At 31.6% G+C, this 17,557-nt stretch carries 19 protein-coding genes and 1 tRNA gene; 9 read left to right on the top strand and 11 right to left on the bottom strand.

Going from position 1 to position 17,557, the window contains the following annotated elements; all coding sequences use genetic code 11:
• Positions 1 to 385: 385 nt before the first annotated feature.
• A tRNA-Met gene (locus B0A78_RS09160) sits at positions 386 to 459 on the bottom strand.
• Between the two features lie 313 nt (positions 460 to 772).
• Between B0A78_RS09160 and B0A78_RS09165 the strand changes: the two genes are divergently transcribed.
• Positions 773 to 1,165: an START-like domain-containing protein gene (locus B0A78_RS09165; RefSeq protein WP_014165085.1), complete on the top strand. Its 393-nt coding sequence runs from the start codon at positions 773 to 775 to the stop codon at positions 1,163 to 1,165.
• Positions 1,166 to 1,209: 44 nt separating this feature from the next.
• The gene (locus B0A78_RS09170) at positions 1,210 to 2,022 is read left to right on the top strand and encodes an aminotransferase class IV (protein ID WP_097609608.1); all 813 of its coding nucleotides are present in this window, start codon (positions 1,210 to 1,212) and stop codon (positions 2,020 to 2,022) included.
• On the opposite strand, the gene B0A78_RS09175 is transcribed toward B0A78_RS09170, so the two are convergent.
• The 5 genes from B0A78_RS09175 to B0A78_RS09195 form a co-directional block, all read right to left on the bottom strand.
• Complete coding sequence (locus B0A78_RS09175; protein ID WP_014165083.1) at positions 2,019 to 2,579, bottom strand: YqgE/AlgH family protein; 561 nt, start codon at positions 2,577 to 2,579, stop codon at positions 2,019 to 2,021. The genes B0A78_RS09170 and B0A78_RS09175 overlap by 4 nt on opposite strands.
• Positions 2,580 to 2,694: 115 nt before the next feature.
• The gene (locus B0A78_RS09180; RefSeq protein ID WP_014165082.1) at positions 2,695 to 2,970 is read right to left on the bottom strand and encodes an HU family DNA-binding protein; all 276 of its coding nucleotides are present in this window, start codon (positions 2,968 to 2,970) and stop codon (positions 2,695 to 2,697) included.
• A gap of 172 nt (positions 2,971 to 3,142) precedes the next feature.
• Positions 3,143 to 4,093, bottom strand: a complete 951-nt coding sequence (gene fmt, locus B0A78_RS09185; protein WP_014165081.1) for a methionyl-tRNA formyltransferase — start codon at positions 4,091 to 4,093, stop codon at positions 3,143 to 3,145.
• Positions 4,093 to 5,985 carry a RecQ family ATP-dependent DNA helicase gene (locus B0A78_RS09190; RefSeq protein ID WP_065213162.1) on the bottom strand — a complete coding sequence of 631 codons (1,893 nt, stop codon included), beginning with the start codon at positions 5,983 to 5,985 and terminating at the stop codon, positions 4,093 to 4,095. The genes fmt and B0A78_RS09190 overlap by 1 nt, the downstream gene beginning before the upstream one ends.
• A gap of 44 nt (positions 5,986 to 6,029) precedes the next feature.
• Positions 6,030 to 6,575, bottom strand: a complete 546-nt coding sequence (locus B0A78_RS09195) for an AAA family ATPase (RefSeq protein ID WP_014165079.1) — start codon at positions 6,573 to 6,575, stop codon at positions 6,030 to 6,032.
• A gap of 435 nt (positions 6,576 to 7,010) precedes the next feature.
• On the opposite strand from B0A78_RS09195, the gene B0A78_RS09200 reads away from it, so the two are divergent.
• From B0A78_RS09200 to B0A78_RS09215, 4 genes are all read left to right on the top strand, one after another.
• A complete protein-coding gene (locus B0A78_RS09200) occupies positions 7,011 to 7,298 on the top strand; it encodes a DUF493 family protein (RefSeq protein ID WP_014165078.1) in 288 nt (95 codons plus the stop codon).
• Position 7,299: 1 nt separating this feature from the next.
• On the top strand, positions 7,300 to 8,022 hold the full coding sequence (locus B0A78_RS09205) for a DUF4290 domain-containing protein (RefSeq protein WP_014165077.1): 723 nt from the start codon (positions 7,300 to 7,302) through the stop codon (positions 8,020 to 8,022).
• Between the two features lie 34 nt (positions 8,023 to 8,056).
• Positions 8,057 to 9,367, top strand: a complete 1,311-nt coding sequence (murA, locus tag B0A78_RS09210; RefSeq protein WP_014165076.1) for a UDP-N-acetylglucosamine 1-carboxyvinyltransferase — start codon at positions 8,057 to 8,059, stop codon at positions 9,365 to 9,367.
• Between the two features lie 126 nt (positions 9,368 to 9,493).
• Entirely contained in the window at positions 9,494 to 10,261 is a 768-nt protein-coding gene (locus B0A78_RS09215; RefSeq protein WP_065213160.1) for a sulfite exporter TauE/SafE family protein, read from the top strand.
• Between the two features lie 69 nt (positions 10,262 to 10,330).
• On the opposite strand, the gene aroQ is transcribed toward B0A78_RS09215, so the two are convergent.
• Together aroQ and B0A78_RS09225 are read right to left on the bottom strand one after the other, a co-directional pair.
• Positions 10,331 to 10,768 (bottom strand): type II 3-dehydroquinate dehydratase, encoded by a 438-nt coding sequence (gene aroQ / locus B0A78_RS09220; RefSeq protein ID WP_014165074.1) that lies wholly within the window; start codon positions 10,766 to 10,768, stop codon positions 10,331 to 10,333.
• 69 nt (positions 10,769 to 10,837) lie between these two features.
• Positions 10,838 to 11,377 (bottom strand): porin family protein, encoded by a 540-nt coding sequence (locus B0A78_RS09225; RefSeq protein WP_014165073.1) that lies wholly within the window; start codon positions 11,375 to 11,377, stop codon positions 10,838 to 10,840.
• A 155-nt stretch (positions 11,378 to 11,532) separates the two neighbouring features.
• On the opposite strand from B0A78_RS09225, the gene B0A78_RS09230 reads away from it, so the two are divergent.
• Positions 11,533 to 12,237 (top strand): hypothetical protein, encoded by a 705-nt coding sequence (locus B0A78_RS09230; protein ID WP_097609609.1) that lies wholly within the window; start codon positions 11,533 to 11,535, stop codon positions 12,235 to 12,237.
• Between the two features lie 75 nt (positions 12,238 to 12,312).
• Positions 12,313 to 13,221, top strand: a complete 909-nt coding sequence (gene xerD, locus B0A78_RS09235) for a site-specific tyrosine recombinase XerD (RefSeq protein ID WP_014165071.1) — start codon at positions 12,313 to 12,315, stop codon at positions 13,219 to 13,221.
• 58 nt (positions 13,222 to 13,279) lie between these two features.
• Here xerD and hisS read toward each other — a convergent pair whose 3' ends face one another.
• Positions 13,280 to 14,698 (bottom strand): histidine--tRNA ligase, encoded by a 1,419-nt coding sequence (hisS, locus tag B0A78_RS09240; protein ID WP_014165070.1) that lies wholly within the window; start codon positions 14,696 to 14,698, stop codon positions 13,280 to 13,282.
• Between the two features lie 159 nt (positions 14,699 to 14,857).
• On the opposite strand from hisS, the gene B0A78_RS09245 reads away from it, so the two are divergent.
• Complete coding sequence (locus B0A78_RS09245; protein WP_014165069.1) at positions 14,858 to 16,102, top strand: ABC transporter permease; 1,245 nt, start codon at positions 14,858 to 14,860, stop codon at positions 16,100 to 16,102.
• Between the two features lie 67 nt (positions 16,103 to 16,169).
• Here B0A78_RS09245 and prmC read toward each other — a convergent pair whose 3' ends face one another.
• Positions 16,170 to 17,027: a peptide chain release factor N(5)-glutamine methyltransferase gene (prmC, locus tag B0A78_RS09250; protein ID WP_065213157.1), complete on the bottom strand. Its 858-nt coding sequence runs from the start codon at positions 17,025 to 17,027 to the stop codon at positions 16,170 to 16,172.
• 22 nt (positions 17,028 to 17,049) lie between these two features.
• The gene (locus B0A78_RS09255) at positions 17,050 to 17,523 is read right to left on the bottom strand and encodes a GNAT family N-acetyltransferase (protein ID WP_014165067.1); all 474 of its coding nucleotides are present in this window, start codon (positions 17,521 to 17,523) and stop codon (positions 17,050 to 17,052) included.
• Positions 17,524 to 17,557 lie beyond the last annotated feature (34 nt).

The following is a 17,557-nucleotide window of genomic DNA, read 5'->3' on the forward strand; positions in this document are numbered from 1 at the left end:
CACTTTATGTTATCAACATAAAAAATTCGTTTTATAAAACTTTTTAATATCACTCTGCATCTATGAATCTTTTAATACAATAAACAAACTGTAATAAATCATCATAAAACAATGTTCATTTTTTCAACAGAAATAAAATTTGCTATCTCCTAAAAAGCAATAAAACATCACAAAGAATCTTTAATGAAAAGAAAAAATTTAAAAGTAAAATTTAGAGGAGTCCGAAATACAAGTTTTCTTTTTAGATTAACTAATTGTACAATGAAATCAATCAAGTCTACAGACTTTGACTTGATCCTTTATCCGCTTCTTGCCATAGATTTGACACAGATTTTAAGTAAAAATCCCCAAAACTCTTTATATATTAGAGTTTTTGGGGATTGAGTAGCGAAGACGGGAGTTGAACCCGTGACCTCAGGGTTATGAATCCTGCGCTCTAACCAACTGAGCTACCTCGCCATTTTTTTCTGTTGGTAACATCCTTCCCGAATGCGAGTGCAAATTTACAACTAAATTCAAGTTACGCAAACTTTTTTCTTATTTTTTTTTACTTTTTTTCAAATAAAAAATATAAAACACTCAAAAACAACGATTTAATTTTTTTTTTTTTCTTTTAAAAGTAATCTTATTAGAACTCCAATTAGAAATATCCTCTATTTCATAAACAACAAACAAATACGCAATCAACATTCCAAGATAAAAAGATAAATAAAAAAAACATTTTACTTGTTTTACTAACTCATATTATCTATATTTCCAAAAAAAAATCATTATGAACAATAAAATACGATACGAATTAGAGTTCCCTATACATTCCTCTCCTCAGTTATTATATCAGTATATTTCTACGCCATCTGGATTACAAGAATGGTTTGCTAACAATGTTAATTCAAGAGGCGATTTCTTTACTTTTAAATGGGATGATTCAGAGGAAAAAGCACGTATTTTCTCTAAAAAAACAGGTGAAAAAATAAAGTTCAAATGGGTTGACGAAGAAAACAAAGACACAGAGTATTATTTTGAACTTAGAATACTAGAAGATGATATTACAAAAGATGTTTCTCTAATGGTAGTTGATTTTGCCGAGGAAGATGATCTATCAGAAGCCAAGATGCTTTGGGAAAATCAAATTTCTGATCTAAAACACGTTTTAGGATCTATTTAAAAAAGAATAAAACTTATCTTTGTCCCGATTTATCGGGATTTTTTATGGACAGATTTTTAACATTACAGGATAATAGGGCTTTTTTATACGGAGATGCTGTTTTTGAAACTTTAAAAGTACTAGACAATAAGGTACTTTTTTCAGAAGATCATTATTTTAGATTGATGGCTTCTATGCGAATTTTACGAATGGAAATTCCTATAGATTTCACTTTAGAATACTTTGAAAATCAAATATTAGAAGCGGCAAGAAACTTAAAAATAGAGAGTTCTGCTCGCGTTCGTTTTAATGTCTTTAGAAAAAATGGTGGATTATATCTTCCTCAAACCAATGAAGTGGATTATTTTTCAACAGCCACTCCTTTAGAAAATACTATATATACAATCTCAAGCCTTCCTTACGAGGTAGATATTTACAAGGATTTTGTAATTACAAAACAACTTTTATCAACCATCAAAAGTACTAACAGAACGATAAATACAACGGGAAGCATTTATGCTAACGAAAACAACCTTGATAATTGCCTGTTATTAAACCATGAAAAAAACATAATTGAAGCTCTAAACGGCAATATTTTCATGATTAAAGATGGCATTTTAACGACTCCTCCTCTTTCTGAAGGCTGTATCAATGGAATCATGAGAAAACAATTACTTCTAATCGCTCAAAACATAGAAACGTTAAAAGTAGAAGAAAGACCTATATCTCCTTTTGAATTACAAAAAGCGGATGAGTTATTCATAAGCAACGTAATTAGGGGAATACAACCTATAACTAGATATCGTAAAAAAGAGTATCAAACAAGCACATCCGAGTTATTGGTTTTAAAATTAAACACAAAAATAAGATTGTTTTAATTATAAATAGGGTTTTCGGGAGCGTTTGACCAAACTAAATACTCTCCTCCTTGTTCTATTATTTTTTCTCTCCAAAAATTAGACGATGATTTCCCTATTATATTGTTACTCAAATCATTTTCAGAAATAATCCAAGAATGAGACTCTAATTCGTTTTGTAATTGCTCTGCATCCCAGCCTGAATAACCTAAGAAAAAACGTATATTATTTTTATTGATTTTTTCGTTATTTATCAATTCTTTCGTTTGTTGAAAATCACCACCCCAATAAATTCCAGAGGCGATTTCCACACTTCCTGATATTAAATGTGGCACATTATGTATAAAATACAAATTATCTTGCTCAACAGGTCCTCCATTGTATATTTTAAACGAAGCTGATATTTCTGGAATCAAATCCTTAATAGTATAATTCAATGGTTTATTCAAAATAAACCCTATAGACCCCTCTTCATTATGATCTGCTAACAAAACCACCGATCTGTTAAAAGATAAGTCTCCTATAATAGAGGGTTCGGCTATTAACAAATGTCCTTTTTGTGGTTTAATTACTACCATATCTATTCTTTTGTAACTAAATTTAACAAATAAAATAATTATAAACAAAAAATAATTATAAAAAAATAAAAAAGCCACGTAAAGTCGTGGCTTTTTATATAATATTATAAAACTATTATTTATTAACAGCTCCTTCTAATTCTGCACCTGCTTTAAATTTTACTACGTTTTTAGCTTCAATTTTAATAGTGTTCCCTGTTTGGGGATTTCTTCCTTCTCTAGCCGCTCTTGTAGATACTGACCATGATCCGAATCCTACTAAAGCAACTTTACCACCTTTACTTAAAGTTCCTTCAACATTACTTAAAAATGACTCTAATGCAGCCTTTGCAGCAGCTTTAGTAATTCCTGCATCAGCAGCCATAGCATCGATTAAATCTGATTTGTTCATAATAATTAGTTATTAATTGATAGGTTAATATTAATTCTAAGCCCCACAAATTTAGTAGGATTTCCTTACCGCACAACATTTTTAACTCTTTTTTATTTATTTTTGCGACAAAAACCGTTTTAAAACTACGTAAAAAATATTTTTTGAGAGAAAATACTGATTTTAATGTAAGCTATTCTACTTTTAAATATTCTGTAAAACGCATTCCATTTAGTAATTCTTGAGCATTCATTCTTTTCTTACCTGGAAATTGTAAAGACTTAATTTTTAAAAAACCTCCTTCTAAAGCCACTCTAATTTCTTTTTTGGTATGTTCTACTTTTCCTATTGCTAATTCATGTGTCATTATTTCTTTTTCTACCTCATACAATTTAACACTCCATTGCTCCTCTTGATCTACAAAAGTACAATAGGCGGCAGGATAAGGCGCTAAACCACGAATTTGATTATAAACCGCATCTAAACCTTTATTAAAATTAACTTTACAGTTCTCTCGATCTAATTTATACGCTGTTTTTATTTCTGGTGAATCTTTTTGTAAAACAGTAACCACATTAGCATTTGCTATTTTCTCTAAGGTTTCCACAACTGCTTCACAACCTAAACTCATTAAACGATCATGCAATTGTCCAGCATTTTCATCTGGCAAAATAGGCATTTCTTTACTCAAAATCATAGCTCCTGTATCAATCTTATCATCTATAAAAAAGGTAGTCACACCTGTTTTAGTCTCTCCATTAATAATCGCCCAATTAATGGGTGCGGCACCACGGTATTCGGGCAACAACGAAGCATGAAGGTTAAAGGTTCCTAATTCTGGCATTTTCCAAACAACTGCGGGCAACATGCGAAAAGCGACGACAACTTGTAAATTAGCCTCTAAGGATTTTAACTCTTGTAAGAAACTCTCGTCTTTGAGATTTGTTGGCTGCAATAAACGTAATTCTTTTTCTAGAGCGTATTCTTTAACAGCTGAATATTTAATTTTTTGCCCTCTTCCTGCGGGTTTATCTGGAGCTGTAATAACTCCTACTACTTCGTATTTATTTTCTTTGACTATGGCATCCAAAATTCCTACAGCAAATTCTGGCGTTCCCATAAAAACAATTCGCAATGATTTCATTATTTAAGAATAAATTGATTTTTATGATCTAACTCGATCATATTGTACTCTAACATTTCCTTTAAGATTTCAAAAAGGATTTTCTCTTCTATATTTATTTTTTCTAAGATTTCTCGAGAACTTAATTTCTCTGTTTTTAATATTTTAAGTAATTCTTCTGTCAGATGTTCTTTGTTATAGATTTTCTTGTTTTTTTTTAAGCAATAGGAACAACTTCCGCAGTCTGCAACTCCAATTTCCCCGAAATAAGTAAGTATCAATTTACTTTTGCATTGGTTTTGGTCGTTTACATAAGCTACAACTGCTGCTAATTGACTTTTCTTTATTAGATTTTGTTTTTCTAAATATTTTGCTATTCTATTTATCGTACGATCATCTTCTCTTACTTCTAAAAAAGTTATTTTAGATTCATTTTGAATAATTAATAAATGAACCATATTTTGTTCTTTCAGTTTTTGCAATAAGTTGAAAACCTTTTCTTCTTTACAAAACGCCTGTTTTGCCACAAAAGAAGTATTGATATTGGTTTGAATTTCAAAAATCCCTGGATAATTTCTTAAAATAGTTGTTATAATAGCTTCTTCATCAGGATGAAAACTTATATAACGTATTACTTCTTTTGATTCTACTATAAACTGAAGTTGTACTTTTTCGGACTGTTCATTTGAAAGCGAGATAATTCCTTGTCTATCCAAAAATTGTAACGCATTAAAGGTTTTTAAAATAGGAAAATTATAATGTGTACAAAAACGATTTAAACTAAAAGTAAATTCTTCATTAATCCCTTCTCCGTAGGGAATTTGAAAATAATTACACAATTTCTTATAAATTTCTTTCAAAAAAACTACGTCTGGCAAAACAGTAACAAACTGTTCTTGAGCATGAATAATATCATTATAAGACGCAATCATAATAGCAAAAGCCTTTTGGCCTGCTCTACCCGCCCTGCCTGCTTCTTGATAATAACTTTCTAGGTTTTCAGGAAGGTTTACATGTATTACGGTCTTTACATTGGGTTTATCAATACCCATCCCAAAAGCATTTGTTGCAACCATAATCAAACGACTTTCATTCATCCATGATTCCATATTTTTTTCCTTATCCTTAGGCAATAAACCGCCATGGTAATAAGTTGCACTAAACCCAAGAGAATTTAATTGATTTGCATAATCTAAACATAATTTCCTATTCCTAACATATATGATAGAAGGTTCTGGGTTTTTGAGTAAAATTTGCTTGATTTTATAAAGTTTATCTTCTGATTTTATAACATGGTAGCTCAAATTATCTCGTGAAAACGATTTTTTAAAAATCTTAGGATTAATCAATCCTAAATTCAGCAATATATCTTGTTGAACTTCGGGAGTTGCAGATGCTGTAAGCGCAATAAAAGGAACTTTAGGAAAAGCTTTTTTTAATGTATTGATTTTTAAATACGAAGGTCTAAAATCGTATCCCCATTGAGAAACACAATGTGCTTCATCTACTGCTATTAGATGAATTGGTAAACTTTTAATTCGTTCTAATACCCAATCTTGTTCTAATCTCTCTGGAGATAAATATAAAAAATGATAATTACCAAACTGACAGTTATCCAACAGCTGTATAAGCTCATCTGCATGAGTTCCTCCTGTTAAAGCTATTGCCTTAATACCTCTCTTCTGAAGTTGCCCCACCTGGTCTTTCATCAAGGCTACCAAAGGAGACACAACTAAACACAGCCCTCCACTAATCATTGCTGGAACCTGAAAACACAATGACTTGCCTCCTCCTGTTGGAAGAAGTGCAAACGTATCATGACCCTCTAGAACTGACTGAACAACCTCATCTTGAACAGGTCTAAAACTATCATATCCCCAATATTTTTGAAGAATTTCTAATGTTTTTTGCAAAAGTTAATTATTTAAATAAGGCTAAAGTAATAACTTTAACAAACTTATCCAATTACTTTAAGTTGATTACAAATAAAATCTACTCGCTTTTCTACTGTCCCTGTAGGAACTTCAATTAATTGATAGCCATATTTCTGGTAAGTAAGTTTTAAATGCTCATAAATTATCTTTGCTTGCTCAAAATTTTCATAACGTGCTTCATCGCTTACATAGATGTCTTCCCAAGGAGGTAAAACAAAAACCGTATCATAACGCATTTCATGGCATTGAGCATCAAAATGCTCAGGGTATTCATCGCCTATAAAATCCATATAAGCTAATACATCGGGCATCCCTCGATCAATAAAAACTAAATGGTTTTCTTCATTTCGCGCATTCTCATACTGTTTAATACGTCCATCCAACAACATTTGACTAAACAACAATGGCTCTGTCAAAAACAACTGCTCAACTCCTTGTTTTTTAGCTTCTAAAGTCACCTCACGCGAAATCTCTGGATAGCAAACATATCCTTTTTCAACTAAGCTATTGATAATAGTAGTTTTACCTGTACCAGGTCCTCCTGTAATTACAACAATTCCTCTTTTCAAAACATCAATTTCAAGAACGCAAACTTAATCAAACTATTTCTTTTTTAAAAATGAAAAACAACGCTTATACAAACTAATACCATTTAAGCTTAAAATATACTGGGTTAAAAAGTAAAGTTCTCAATACGCTTTTTTTAAACAACTCGAACAGACGGTTGAGTTATATAATTGAAATCATCGTTAGTTCGAGCGCGAAGCGCATCGAGAAGCAACGCTAATTTTTGTTGCTTTTATAGATGTACTATTTTTAAAAAGAAAATTCAAAGTTTAAATGGTATAAGTTTCGTTTTCTTACAGTTGCTTTTTATTTATTGTTTTTTTATTTTAGACAATATGGTCTATTCCCTTAAAAAAACAATAAAACACAAAGTAAAAATTCAACTTTCAAAAAAACCATTAAAAAGCTTATATTTGCCTATATTTATAATGTAGAAGATGGATAAGAAAACCACTGAATTTTATATTCGATTAAAAGAGGAATTAAATGCTGTAAATAAGGTTTGGCCTTCAAAATATTTATATAAATTTATAGTACCTACTGACACTAATAAAATAAGTGCCGTAGAAAAAGCTTTTGATTGTATGGGAGCTGTAATAGATACTCGTCAATCAAAGAATGGAACATTTACCAGTATATCGGTTGATGTAATAATGCCCAATGCAGAAGAAATCATAAAAAAATACCAAGAAGTATCAACTATCGAAGGGATAATTTCATTATAGAATGAGTAGTACAAAATTTAATACCGATCAAGTTTTAGAAGCAATTCATTTTCTAGAGTATAACTCTGAAAGAAAATCACTTGCTATACCTGAATATGGGCGCCACCTTCATAACTTGATTAGTCAAGCGATTACGATTGAAAATCGAGAGGAACGCAATAAACTGGCAAAATACATTATAGGAGTCATGGGAGGAATGAACCCTCATTTGCGCGATGTCCCTGATTTCCAACACAAGCTTTGGGATCAATTGTTTATCATGTCGGATTTCCTATTAGATGTAGATTCCCCTTACCCAATCCCTACTCGTGAAGTGATCAATATGAAAGCAGCTCCATTGCCTTACCCTCAAAACTTCCCAAAATACCGCTTTTATGGTAATAACATTACCTATATGATAGATAAAGCAAACGAATGGGAAGATGGCGATCTTAAAAATGCTTTAATACGCGTGATTGCAAATCACATGAAAAAAAGTTATTTAAGTTGGAATAAAGATACCGTAACTGATGCGGTTATATTTGAGCATCTCTACGAATTATCAGACGGAAAAATAAATCTTTCTTCTACTACTGAGGAGCTATCCAATACTCATGATTTAATGCGTACCAATAAAAGGACTTCTAACAAAATGCAAAGCAATAACAGCATTAGTAATAACAATGGTAAACATAAAAATCAGAAAAACATTCAACAAAAAAGACCTTTTAAAAAAAATAACTAAGAGCCCGACAGCTCCATAACCTATAACTCAAAACATGGGAACTTTTAAAATTGAAGGAGGGAAACCTCTTAAAGGAAACGTTCAACCACAAGGCGCTAAAAATGAAGCACTACAAGTTTTATGCCCAGTACTTTTAACCTCTGAAAAAGTACGAATAACCAACATCCCTGACATTATTGATGTTAATAAACTAATTTCTTTATTAGGGAATTTAGGCGTTAAAATTCAAAAAAATGGCCCTGGCGACTACACCTTTCAAGCAGACGAAGTAAACATCAATTATTTAAAAACTGAAACTTTCAAAAAAGAAGGAGGCAGCCTTCGTGGTTCTATTATGATTATTGGTCCTTTATTAGCTCGTTTTGGTTGTGGTTATATTCCAAAACCAGGAGGAGATAAAATTGGCCGTCGTCGTTTAGACACTCACTTTGAAGGCTTTATAAACCTAGGAGCAAAGTTTAGATATGAAAGAGCAGATCATTTTTATGGAGTAGAAATAGACGGAAGGCTTAAAGGAACTTATATGCTACTAGACGAAGCTTCTGTTACAGGAACGGCAAACATTGTAATGGCCGCTGTATTAGCAGAAGGCACTACCACAATATACAACGCTGCTTGCGAACCCTACCTACAACAATTATGTAAAATGCTAAATGCAATGGGTGCTAAAATAAGTGGTATTGGTTCAAATTTATTAACAATAGAAGGAGTAGAATCATTAGGCGGCTGTGAACACCGTATTTTACCTGATATGATTGAAATAGGTTCTTGGATAGGACTTGCCGCAATGACCAGAAGTGAAATTACAATAAAAAATGTAAGTTGGGAAAATCTGGGTATTATTCCTAATGTATTTAGAAAACTAGGCATTACTATTGAAAAAAAAGAAGATGATATTTACATCCCTGCTCATACAGATGGATATGAAATCAAAACAGATATTGATGGCTCTATATTAACAATATCCGATGCTCCATGGCCAGGTTTTACTCCTGACTTATTAAGTATTATATTAGTTGTAGCTACTCAAGCAAAAGGCGACGTGCTAATTCATCAAAAAATGTTTGAGAGCCGCTTATTCTTTGTTGATAAGCTAATTGATATGGGAGCTAAAATAATGTTATGCGATCCTCATAGAGCTGTTGTTATGGGGCACAATTTCCAATCTCAATTAAAAGCAACAACCATGAGTTCTCCAGATATTAGAGCGGGTATTTCTTTGCTAATTGCAGCGTTAACAGCTAAAGGGACTAGTACCATTCAAAACATAGAACAAATTGACCGAGGCTATGAACGCATTGATGAGCGCTTAAGAGCATTAGGTGCAAACATCATACGCGCATAATATACAGTAAATACAGACTGTTCAAAAAGCGTTTTATTCATTTCAACCTATGGAGAAGTAATAAACTACCCTTTTTAGACAGTCTGTTGAATCTAAATACATAAATCAAATAATCACAAATTAGTTTTGGAAATCTATATTATTATTTCCCTTTGTATCGCTTCTTTTCTTGCTGGATTTATTGATGCTATTGCTGGAGGCGGAGGACTAATACAAACTCCTTTAGCACTGATACTCCTTCCTAATCTTGCTATTTCAAATCTAATAGGATCTTTAAAAGTACCTGCAATTACAGGAACTTCTATTGCCGCAGTACATTACCTGAAAAATGTTCGTATGCAGTGGAAATCGCTATTAATTATGGCTCTTTTTTCTTGCATCAGTGCCTTTTTCGGTTCTTATTTGCTTACATTGGTTAGTAATCAATTCATGAAGCCATTGTTGTTTTTTATCTTAATACTTTTAGCCATTTATACCTTTATAAAAAAGGACTTTGGCAATCATCACCCTAAAAATATTTCAGAAAATAATTTTCTTTTTATCGGTTGTGTAATTAGTAGCTTTATAGGATTCTATGATGGTTTTATAGGACCGGGTACTGGAAGTTTTCTTATTGTTTCTTTTATTGTAATTTTAGGTCTCGATTTTTTACACGCATCTGCACATGCTAAATTAGTAAATATAGCTTCTAACATTGGCTCTTTAAGTCTATTTATCTTAAAAGGCAAAATTATTTGGATCCTAGCAATTCCTATGGCTATTTGTAATGGTTTAGGAGGATGGTTAGGTGCCAAGTTAGCCATAAAAAAAGGAAATCAATTCATACGAATTTTCTTTTTAGTTGTCGTTATTGGCACACTAATCCGATTAAGTTATGATATATTTGTAAAATAATTTTTATTTTAAACAATGCCATTAAACCGTAAATATCAACTCAAATGTTTGTTTGTTTTATAAAATACCTCAAACAAAGTCATTGGCATTGATACTAATAAAACTTTGCAAAGCCAGTTGATAACTCTGTAATCCAAAACCTAAAATTACTCCTTTAGCATTCGGTGAAATATAGGACTGATGACGAAATTCCTCCCTTGAAAAGGTATTCGATATATGAACTTCTATAACCGGAGCAGCAATTGCTTTTATACAATCACCTATAGCTATAGACGTGTGGGTATAAGCTCCCGCATTTAATATAATACCATCATAAGAAAAACCAATTTCTTGTAACTTATCTACAAGCTCCCCTTCTATATTACTTTGAAAATAAGACAACTCAATAGAAGGAAAAAGAACTTTTAACTCTTTGAAAAAATCTTCAAAAGTTACATTTCCATAAATTTCTGGTTCTCTACGTCCTAACAAATTCAGATTAGGTCCGTTTATAATATATATTTTCATTTATTCTGTTTTTGTAAAAATAAAAAAACCATTCTTAATAGAATGGCTTATTTTATTTATTATATCATATTAAAACAATACTCCTAATGAAAGCTGTCCTACACTATTTTTAATATCCACATTCTTTCCAATTTCGGTCAGACCTAAAACATATCTTCCTTGAATAAATAAACGGTCTGTAAGTTTAACACCTAATCCTGCATTAGCACTAAAATCAAGTGTTTTTACATCTGTTTGCCAATTAACCTTTTTAGAAGCTAACCATGAAAACTGAGGTCCTAATTCTAAACTTAACGTTTTTCCTAAATCTATTTTAGCCATAAGAGGTAATGAAACATATCCTAACTCTGATTTAAACTCTTGAAAAGCGTAATCATAAGTTGCTCCTTGTGTAGAATATAATAATTCTGGTTGTAGACTAAAACCTTCTAAAACTTTAATTTGAGCAATTAAACCTGCATGATAACTTGTTAATGCTTTTGTTTGTAAAGTAGTACTTTTAAAATTAGCATAATTTGCCCCCATCTTTAGCCCTAACGTTACCAATTGTGCTTTTGTTACAAACGTAATAGATAACAAAAGTAATACTAAAAGTGATTCTTTTTTCATATATCAATAATATTAAATTAAACCATCCTTGCAATTCACACCCCTTCATACATAAAAATCAACACGATCTATTTTTAATGTAATTTCGTACATTTATAATTTGCAAATTACATTTATTTTTTCATAGATTTGCAAAAAAAATTAAATTAACTAAAATGAAAAAATTTTTATTAACTGCTGCTGCAGTTTTTGCTTTCGGTTTTGCTAGTGCACAAGAATCTTTCAAACCTGTTAAGGGTACTTTAACGACAGAAGTAGGTGTTACAGGAGGTATTTTAGATACTAAATTTGACGCTATTGGTGGAGCTGCTAAATTTAGATATTTTATAAAAGATGATTTAGCTGTTAGAGCTGGTTTAGGTTTAGGTAGCAATAAAAGAGAAGAGAACTCTATCAGAAACCAAAATACTCCTTTAGAATTTACAATAACTGAAGTTGCTAGAACAACGAACAGAGTTATCACATTAGGAGCTGAAAAGCATTTTGCAGGAACAGATCGTTTATCAACTTATGTAGGAGCTGATATCGTTTTTGGTTTTACAGGAGCAGAGTACAAAATGACTCAATCAAACAATAATAACTCTACAACGATAGTTGGTGCAGTTAACGCTCTTGGAGTAAATGGAACTGGCTCTTCTACTTTTGGTGTTAGAGCTACAGTAGGTGCTGATTATTATTTCACTAAAAAATTATACCTTGGAGTAGAAGTTGGATTAGGTTACAATTCTGGAACACAAGATGCTGTTGAAACTACAACAGTAGCTGGAAACACAACTACAGTAACAAAAACTGGAGAAGGAAAAGTTTCAAACACATACACTAACGCAATTGGTGGTTTAAAATTAGGTTTCCAATTCTAATATTAAAACGAAATCAATAAAAACAAAACCTCGGAATCATCCGAGGTTTTATTTTATAAATAAGAACCTAGTCTTATGAATTGGCAAAACCTTTTAAAAGATTACCAACATTATTTAAAACTCGAAAGAGCTCTTTCTAAAAATTCTATTGAAAATTACACAATGGATATAGAAAAGCTAATACACTACCTTACACATTACAATCTAAACTACTCTCCCTTAAATATTAAAGAAGAAATCATTCAAGATTTCATATATCATACCGCCAATAACATCAACGCAAGAAGCCAAGCCCGTTTAATTTCAGGATTAAAAAGTTTTTTTGGTTATCTTATTTTTGAAAACTACCGACAAGACAATCCTTTAGAACTAATAGAAAGCCCAAAATTAGGAAGAAAACTACCCGATGTACTTAGTATTGAAAACATAGATCATTTAATCAATGCCATTGACCTTTCTACTTCTGAAGGCGAACGCAATCGAGCCATATTAGAAACACTTTATAGTTGCGGTCTTCGAGTTTCTGAACTAACTGCTTTGAAAATTTCAGATTTGTTTTTTGAAGAGGGATTTATAAAAATAACAGGAAAAGGAAACAAACAACGTTTTGTTCCTATAAATGAACTCACTCAAAAATACATTACTATTTACGTAAATCAGATTCGCTGCCATATTAAAATTCAAAAAGGAGATGAAGATACTTTATTCCTTAATAGAAGAGGAAAACAACTTACTCGCGCTATGATTTTTACAATCATCAAAAATTTGGCAAAGAAAATAAACTTAAACAAAACAATCAGCCCACACACTTTTAGACATTCATTTGCTACTCATTTATTAGAAAATGGCGCTGACCTCCGATCTATTCAAATGATGTTAGGACACGAAAGCATTACTACCACAGAAATCTATATGCACCTAGATCGCACCCATCTGAATCAAGTTCTTCACAAATACCATCCTAGAAACAAAAATCATATTTAGTTCAAACAAAAAAGGTGTTCCTTGTATCTTTTTAAATCTTAGAACACCTTTTTATCTTTTATTGCAAACTCTCAACCAGTTCATCAAAAGACACCTTTTTCTGCTCTCCTGATTGAAGGTTTTTTAAATTATATTCCTCTTTTTTCATTTCCTCTCCTCCTACTATGATAGCAAAAGGAATACCTCTTTTATCAGCATATTGAAACTGTTTTCCTATTTTTACTGAATCAGGGTACAATTCTACTTTTATTCCTAATTGACGTAATTTACCTATAGATTTCATTGAAAACAGAGCTTCTTCGGTTCCAAAATTCAAAAAGATAGCTTTAGAAGTAGCTGTTACTGTTTCTGGAAATAAGCCTAACTCTTCCACTACTAAATAAATTCGATCTAAACCAAATGATATTCCTACACCACTCATATTTTTTAAACCAAAAATACCTGTCAAATCATCATATCTTCCACCACCACCAATAGATCCCATGCTTACTCCTATAGGCGCTGAAACTTCAAATATAGCCCCCGTGTAATAATTTAATCCTCGTGCAAGAGTCACATCTAAATCCAATTTAGAGTCCTGAAGCCCTAGAGCCAATATATTTTGACAAATAAATTGTAATTCTTCAATTCCTTTCATTCCTTCATTAGAATTTTCTAAGAGTTTCGAAAGTTTTTCTATCTTTTCAATTATTGTTCCTGTAAAATTAAATAGAGGTTGTATTTTTTGAATGGCTGCTTCAGTAATTCCTTTTTCCTGCATTTCTTTTTTCACACCATCTTCTCCAATTTTATCTAATTTATCTAGGGCTACGGTAAAATCTATTAACTTATCAGAAGCTCCTATTACCTCAGCTATACCTGATAAAATTTTACGATTATTAATTTTAATAGTTACTCCTTTTAGACCTAAATCAGTAAAAACAGCATCGTATAACTGAACTAACTCGACTTCTTGCCACAAAGAATCAGACCCAACCACATCAGCATCACATTGAAAAAACTCTCTAAAACGCCCTTTTTGAGGTCTATCAGCTCTCCAAACAGGCTGTATTTGATAACGTTTGAATGGAAATTCAATTTCGTTCTGATGTTGTACTACATAACGCGCAAAGGGAACTGTTAAATCATAACGAAGTGCTTTTTCCGAAATTTTGTTCGTAAACTGATTTAATTCTATCAATTGTTCCGTTGAGATCGTTTCAGCAGAATTCAATTGCAATTGTTCAATACTAGCAGGTAATTCAATTTTTTTTCTATTAAAGAAATAATTTCCTGAGTTCAAAATTTTAAATATTAATCGGTCGCCTTCTTCTCCATATTTCCCCATTAATGTCTCAGAGTTTTCAAAAGTGGGCGTTTCTATAGGCTGAAATCCAAAACGTTCAAAATGCTTACGAATAATTCCAAATATATAATTTCTTTTAGCTACTTCTGAAGGTGAAAAATCACGAGTCCCTTTTGGAATGGATGGTTTCATTGTTTTCTTTATATTAAATTAATTTTTACAGATAATCTAGCTCATTAAAAATTCAACAAACTAAGTTTATTATCTTTTGCAAATATCTTACTTTTTCAAAGAAAACTAAAATTTTGGTTTTAATTGTAACATTTTACTCTATACAGATACTCATAATATATGGTTGGATTAGTAAAAGAAAATATTAAAATTGCTCTAAGTGCTATCCGCACTCAATTTTTGCGCACAATACTAACAGTATTAATTATTGCTATTGGAATAATGGCTCTTGTAGGTATATTAACCGTAGTATCTGCCCTAAGCAACACTCTTACTAAAGATTTTGCTTCTATGGGAGCCAACACCTTTTCTATTAGTCAATATAAAGATGAAATAAAAAGACATAAAAGAGGCAAACAACGAGAAAAAATAAACCCAATAATTACTTACTCTCAAGCACAAACTTTTAAAGAAAAATACAATTTTCCTTTTACTTATACTTCCATCTCGTTTATTGCTACCCCTACCGCAGAAGTAACGTATGAAAATAAAAAAACAGATCCAGAAGTAAGTGTATGGGGTGTAGATGAAAACTACACTACAAATGCGGGGTTCGAAATCACAAAAGGACGGAATTTTTCAGGTTTTGATATTATCAACAATCATCCAGTATGTTTATTAGGGGCTGATTTTGAAAAAAAGCTCTTAGCCCATATCAATCCATTAGATAAAACCATCAGTATACGAGGTGCTAAATTTAAAGTAATTGGTGTTTTAAAAGAAAAAGGATCTGGTTTTGGCAACAATCAAGATTTAAGAGTATTAATTCCATTACAAATAGCTCGATCTCTATGTAGCTCGCCTAATATCAATTATATGACTAGCGTGATGACTACTCGAAAAGAATTTTTAGAACCTGCAATAGATCATGCTATCCTAAAAATGCGAATTATTAGAAAATTAAACCCTATAGAAGATGACAACTTTGGCATATCAAGAAGCGATGACCTTATTCGAAGAATTATAGAACTTACCTCTTACCTTGACATTTCAGCTTGGGTCATAGGAATTATAACTATTTTTGGTTCTTCTATAGCACTTATGAATATCATGCTCGTTTCCGTTACAGAACGAACTCGCGAAATTGGAACTCGAAAGGCTTTAGGAGCAAAAAGAAGTACTATAGCTTTTCAATTTTTTATGGAAACTTTGGTAATTGGGCAATTGGGAGGACTAGTTGGTACTTTTAGTGGTATTTTAATAGGGTATGGTTTTGCTACTTTATTAGATTTTGAGTTTGTAATTCCTTGGATGGCTATTATTTCTGCTTTTCTTATATGCTTTATAGTAGCAATCATATCAGGTTCTTACCCAGCTTTAAAAGCTTCTAAACTAGACCCTATAGAGGCTTTACGATACGAATAAGAGGTCTAGATTAAATAAAAATTAAGAAAACCTACATTCTACCTAAAACTTCTTTAAAAACAAAAAACTAAGATTTATGTCCTAGCAACATTCTATCGTTTCCATATATATCTTTATGTAAATTAATATTTTCAAATCCAAAATCCTCCATTAGTTCTATCATTTCTTTTCCCAAATACTGATTGATTTCAAAAAAAAGACATCCTTTTTTAGACAAACTTTTCAATGCTAATTGAGCTATTTTTTTATAAAAAATCAAGGGATCTGTATCTTCTACAAACAATGCTAAATGAGGTTCATAGTCTAAAACATTTTTCTTTATTTCTAACTTTTCTAAATTCCGAACATAAGGCGGATTAGAAACAATGATATCAAAAGTGGTTTCTAAACTTTCTAGGATTAGCAGATCTTGATGTATAAATTCAATCGTTACATTATTCCTTTTAGCATTTCTTTTGGCTACTTCAAGTGCTTTTAACGAAACATCTATTGCATACACCTCAGCCATTGGTATATTTTTTGCTAATGAAATAGCAATACATCCCGTTCCTGTTCCAATGTCTAAAATCCTAACTTTCTCCCCTTTTTTAGTAGTGGATACTGTTTGGATAACCCAATCTACCAATTCTTCGGTTTCGGGTCTAGGGATTAAGGTGTACTCATTAGTATAAAAAGACATTCCAAAAAAATCTGTTTCGCCTAAAATGTACTGTATCGGTTTTTCTTGTTTTAATTGATCCAAAACTGTTTCCCATTGCAATAATTGTAAGGCATCCAATTCTAATTGAGGATTCAAAGCAAAATCAATTCGTTTCATGCCATGAAAAGCTTCTAACAATAGAGTAAAAAAACTTTCTACTTCTTTTTCATCATAAATTTTCTGTAATTCTTCTGCAAATTGTATCTTATATTCTTGTAACAACATGTTATCCTATTCTTTTACGTAATTATAATTCTTTTAACATCCAAACAGGACAAGCAGAATGTCCCGTATACCCCATAGGTTCAGACAAATATGTAAATCCTGATTTTAAGTATAGTTTTTGGGCTTTTTCCATGGTAGGCAAAGTTTCTAAATAACATCTTTTATACCCCATTTCCTTTGCTTTATGAAGACAAGTCTCGATCATTTGAGCCCCCCATCCTTTTCCTCTCGCGGAAGACAAGAAATACATTTTTTGCAATTCACACACATCAGAACTAGCTTCTTTCAAAGGAGCTATCCCTGCACAACCTTTTATTTCTCCTAAAAACTCTAATACAAAATATGCAGATCGTGCCATTTGATACGCTTCAAACATAACTTCTAATTGTGGATCCTCATAAGCAGTCCCTATTTTAGGAACTTTATATTCATCTAAAACTGTTCGAATAAGAGTTGCAACTTCTTTATTATCTTCTTTTTTTATTAACCGAATCATATTTCTTGATTTAAAACGAGTATAGGAACATTTA

Source organism: Flavobacterium columnare NBRC 100251 = ATCC 23463, from assembly GCF_002530675.1.
GTDB classification, from domain to species: Bacteria; Bacteroidota; Bacteroidia; order Flavobacteriales; family Flavobacteriaceae; genus Flavobacterium; species Flavobacterium columnare.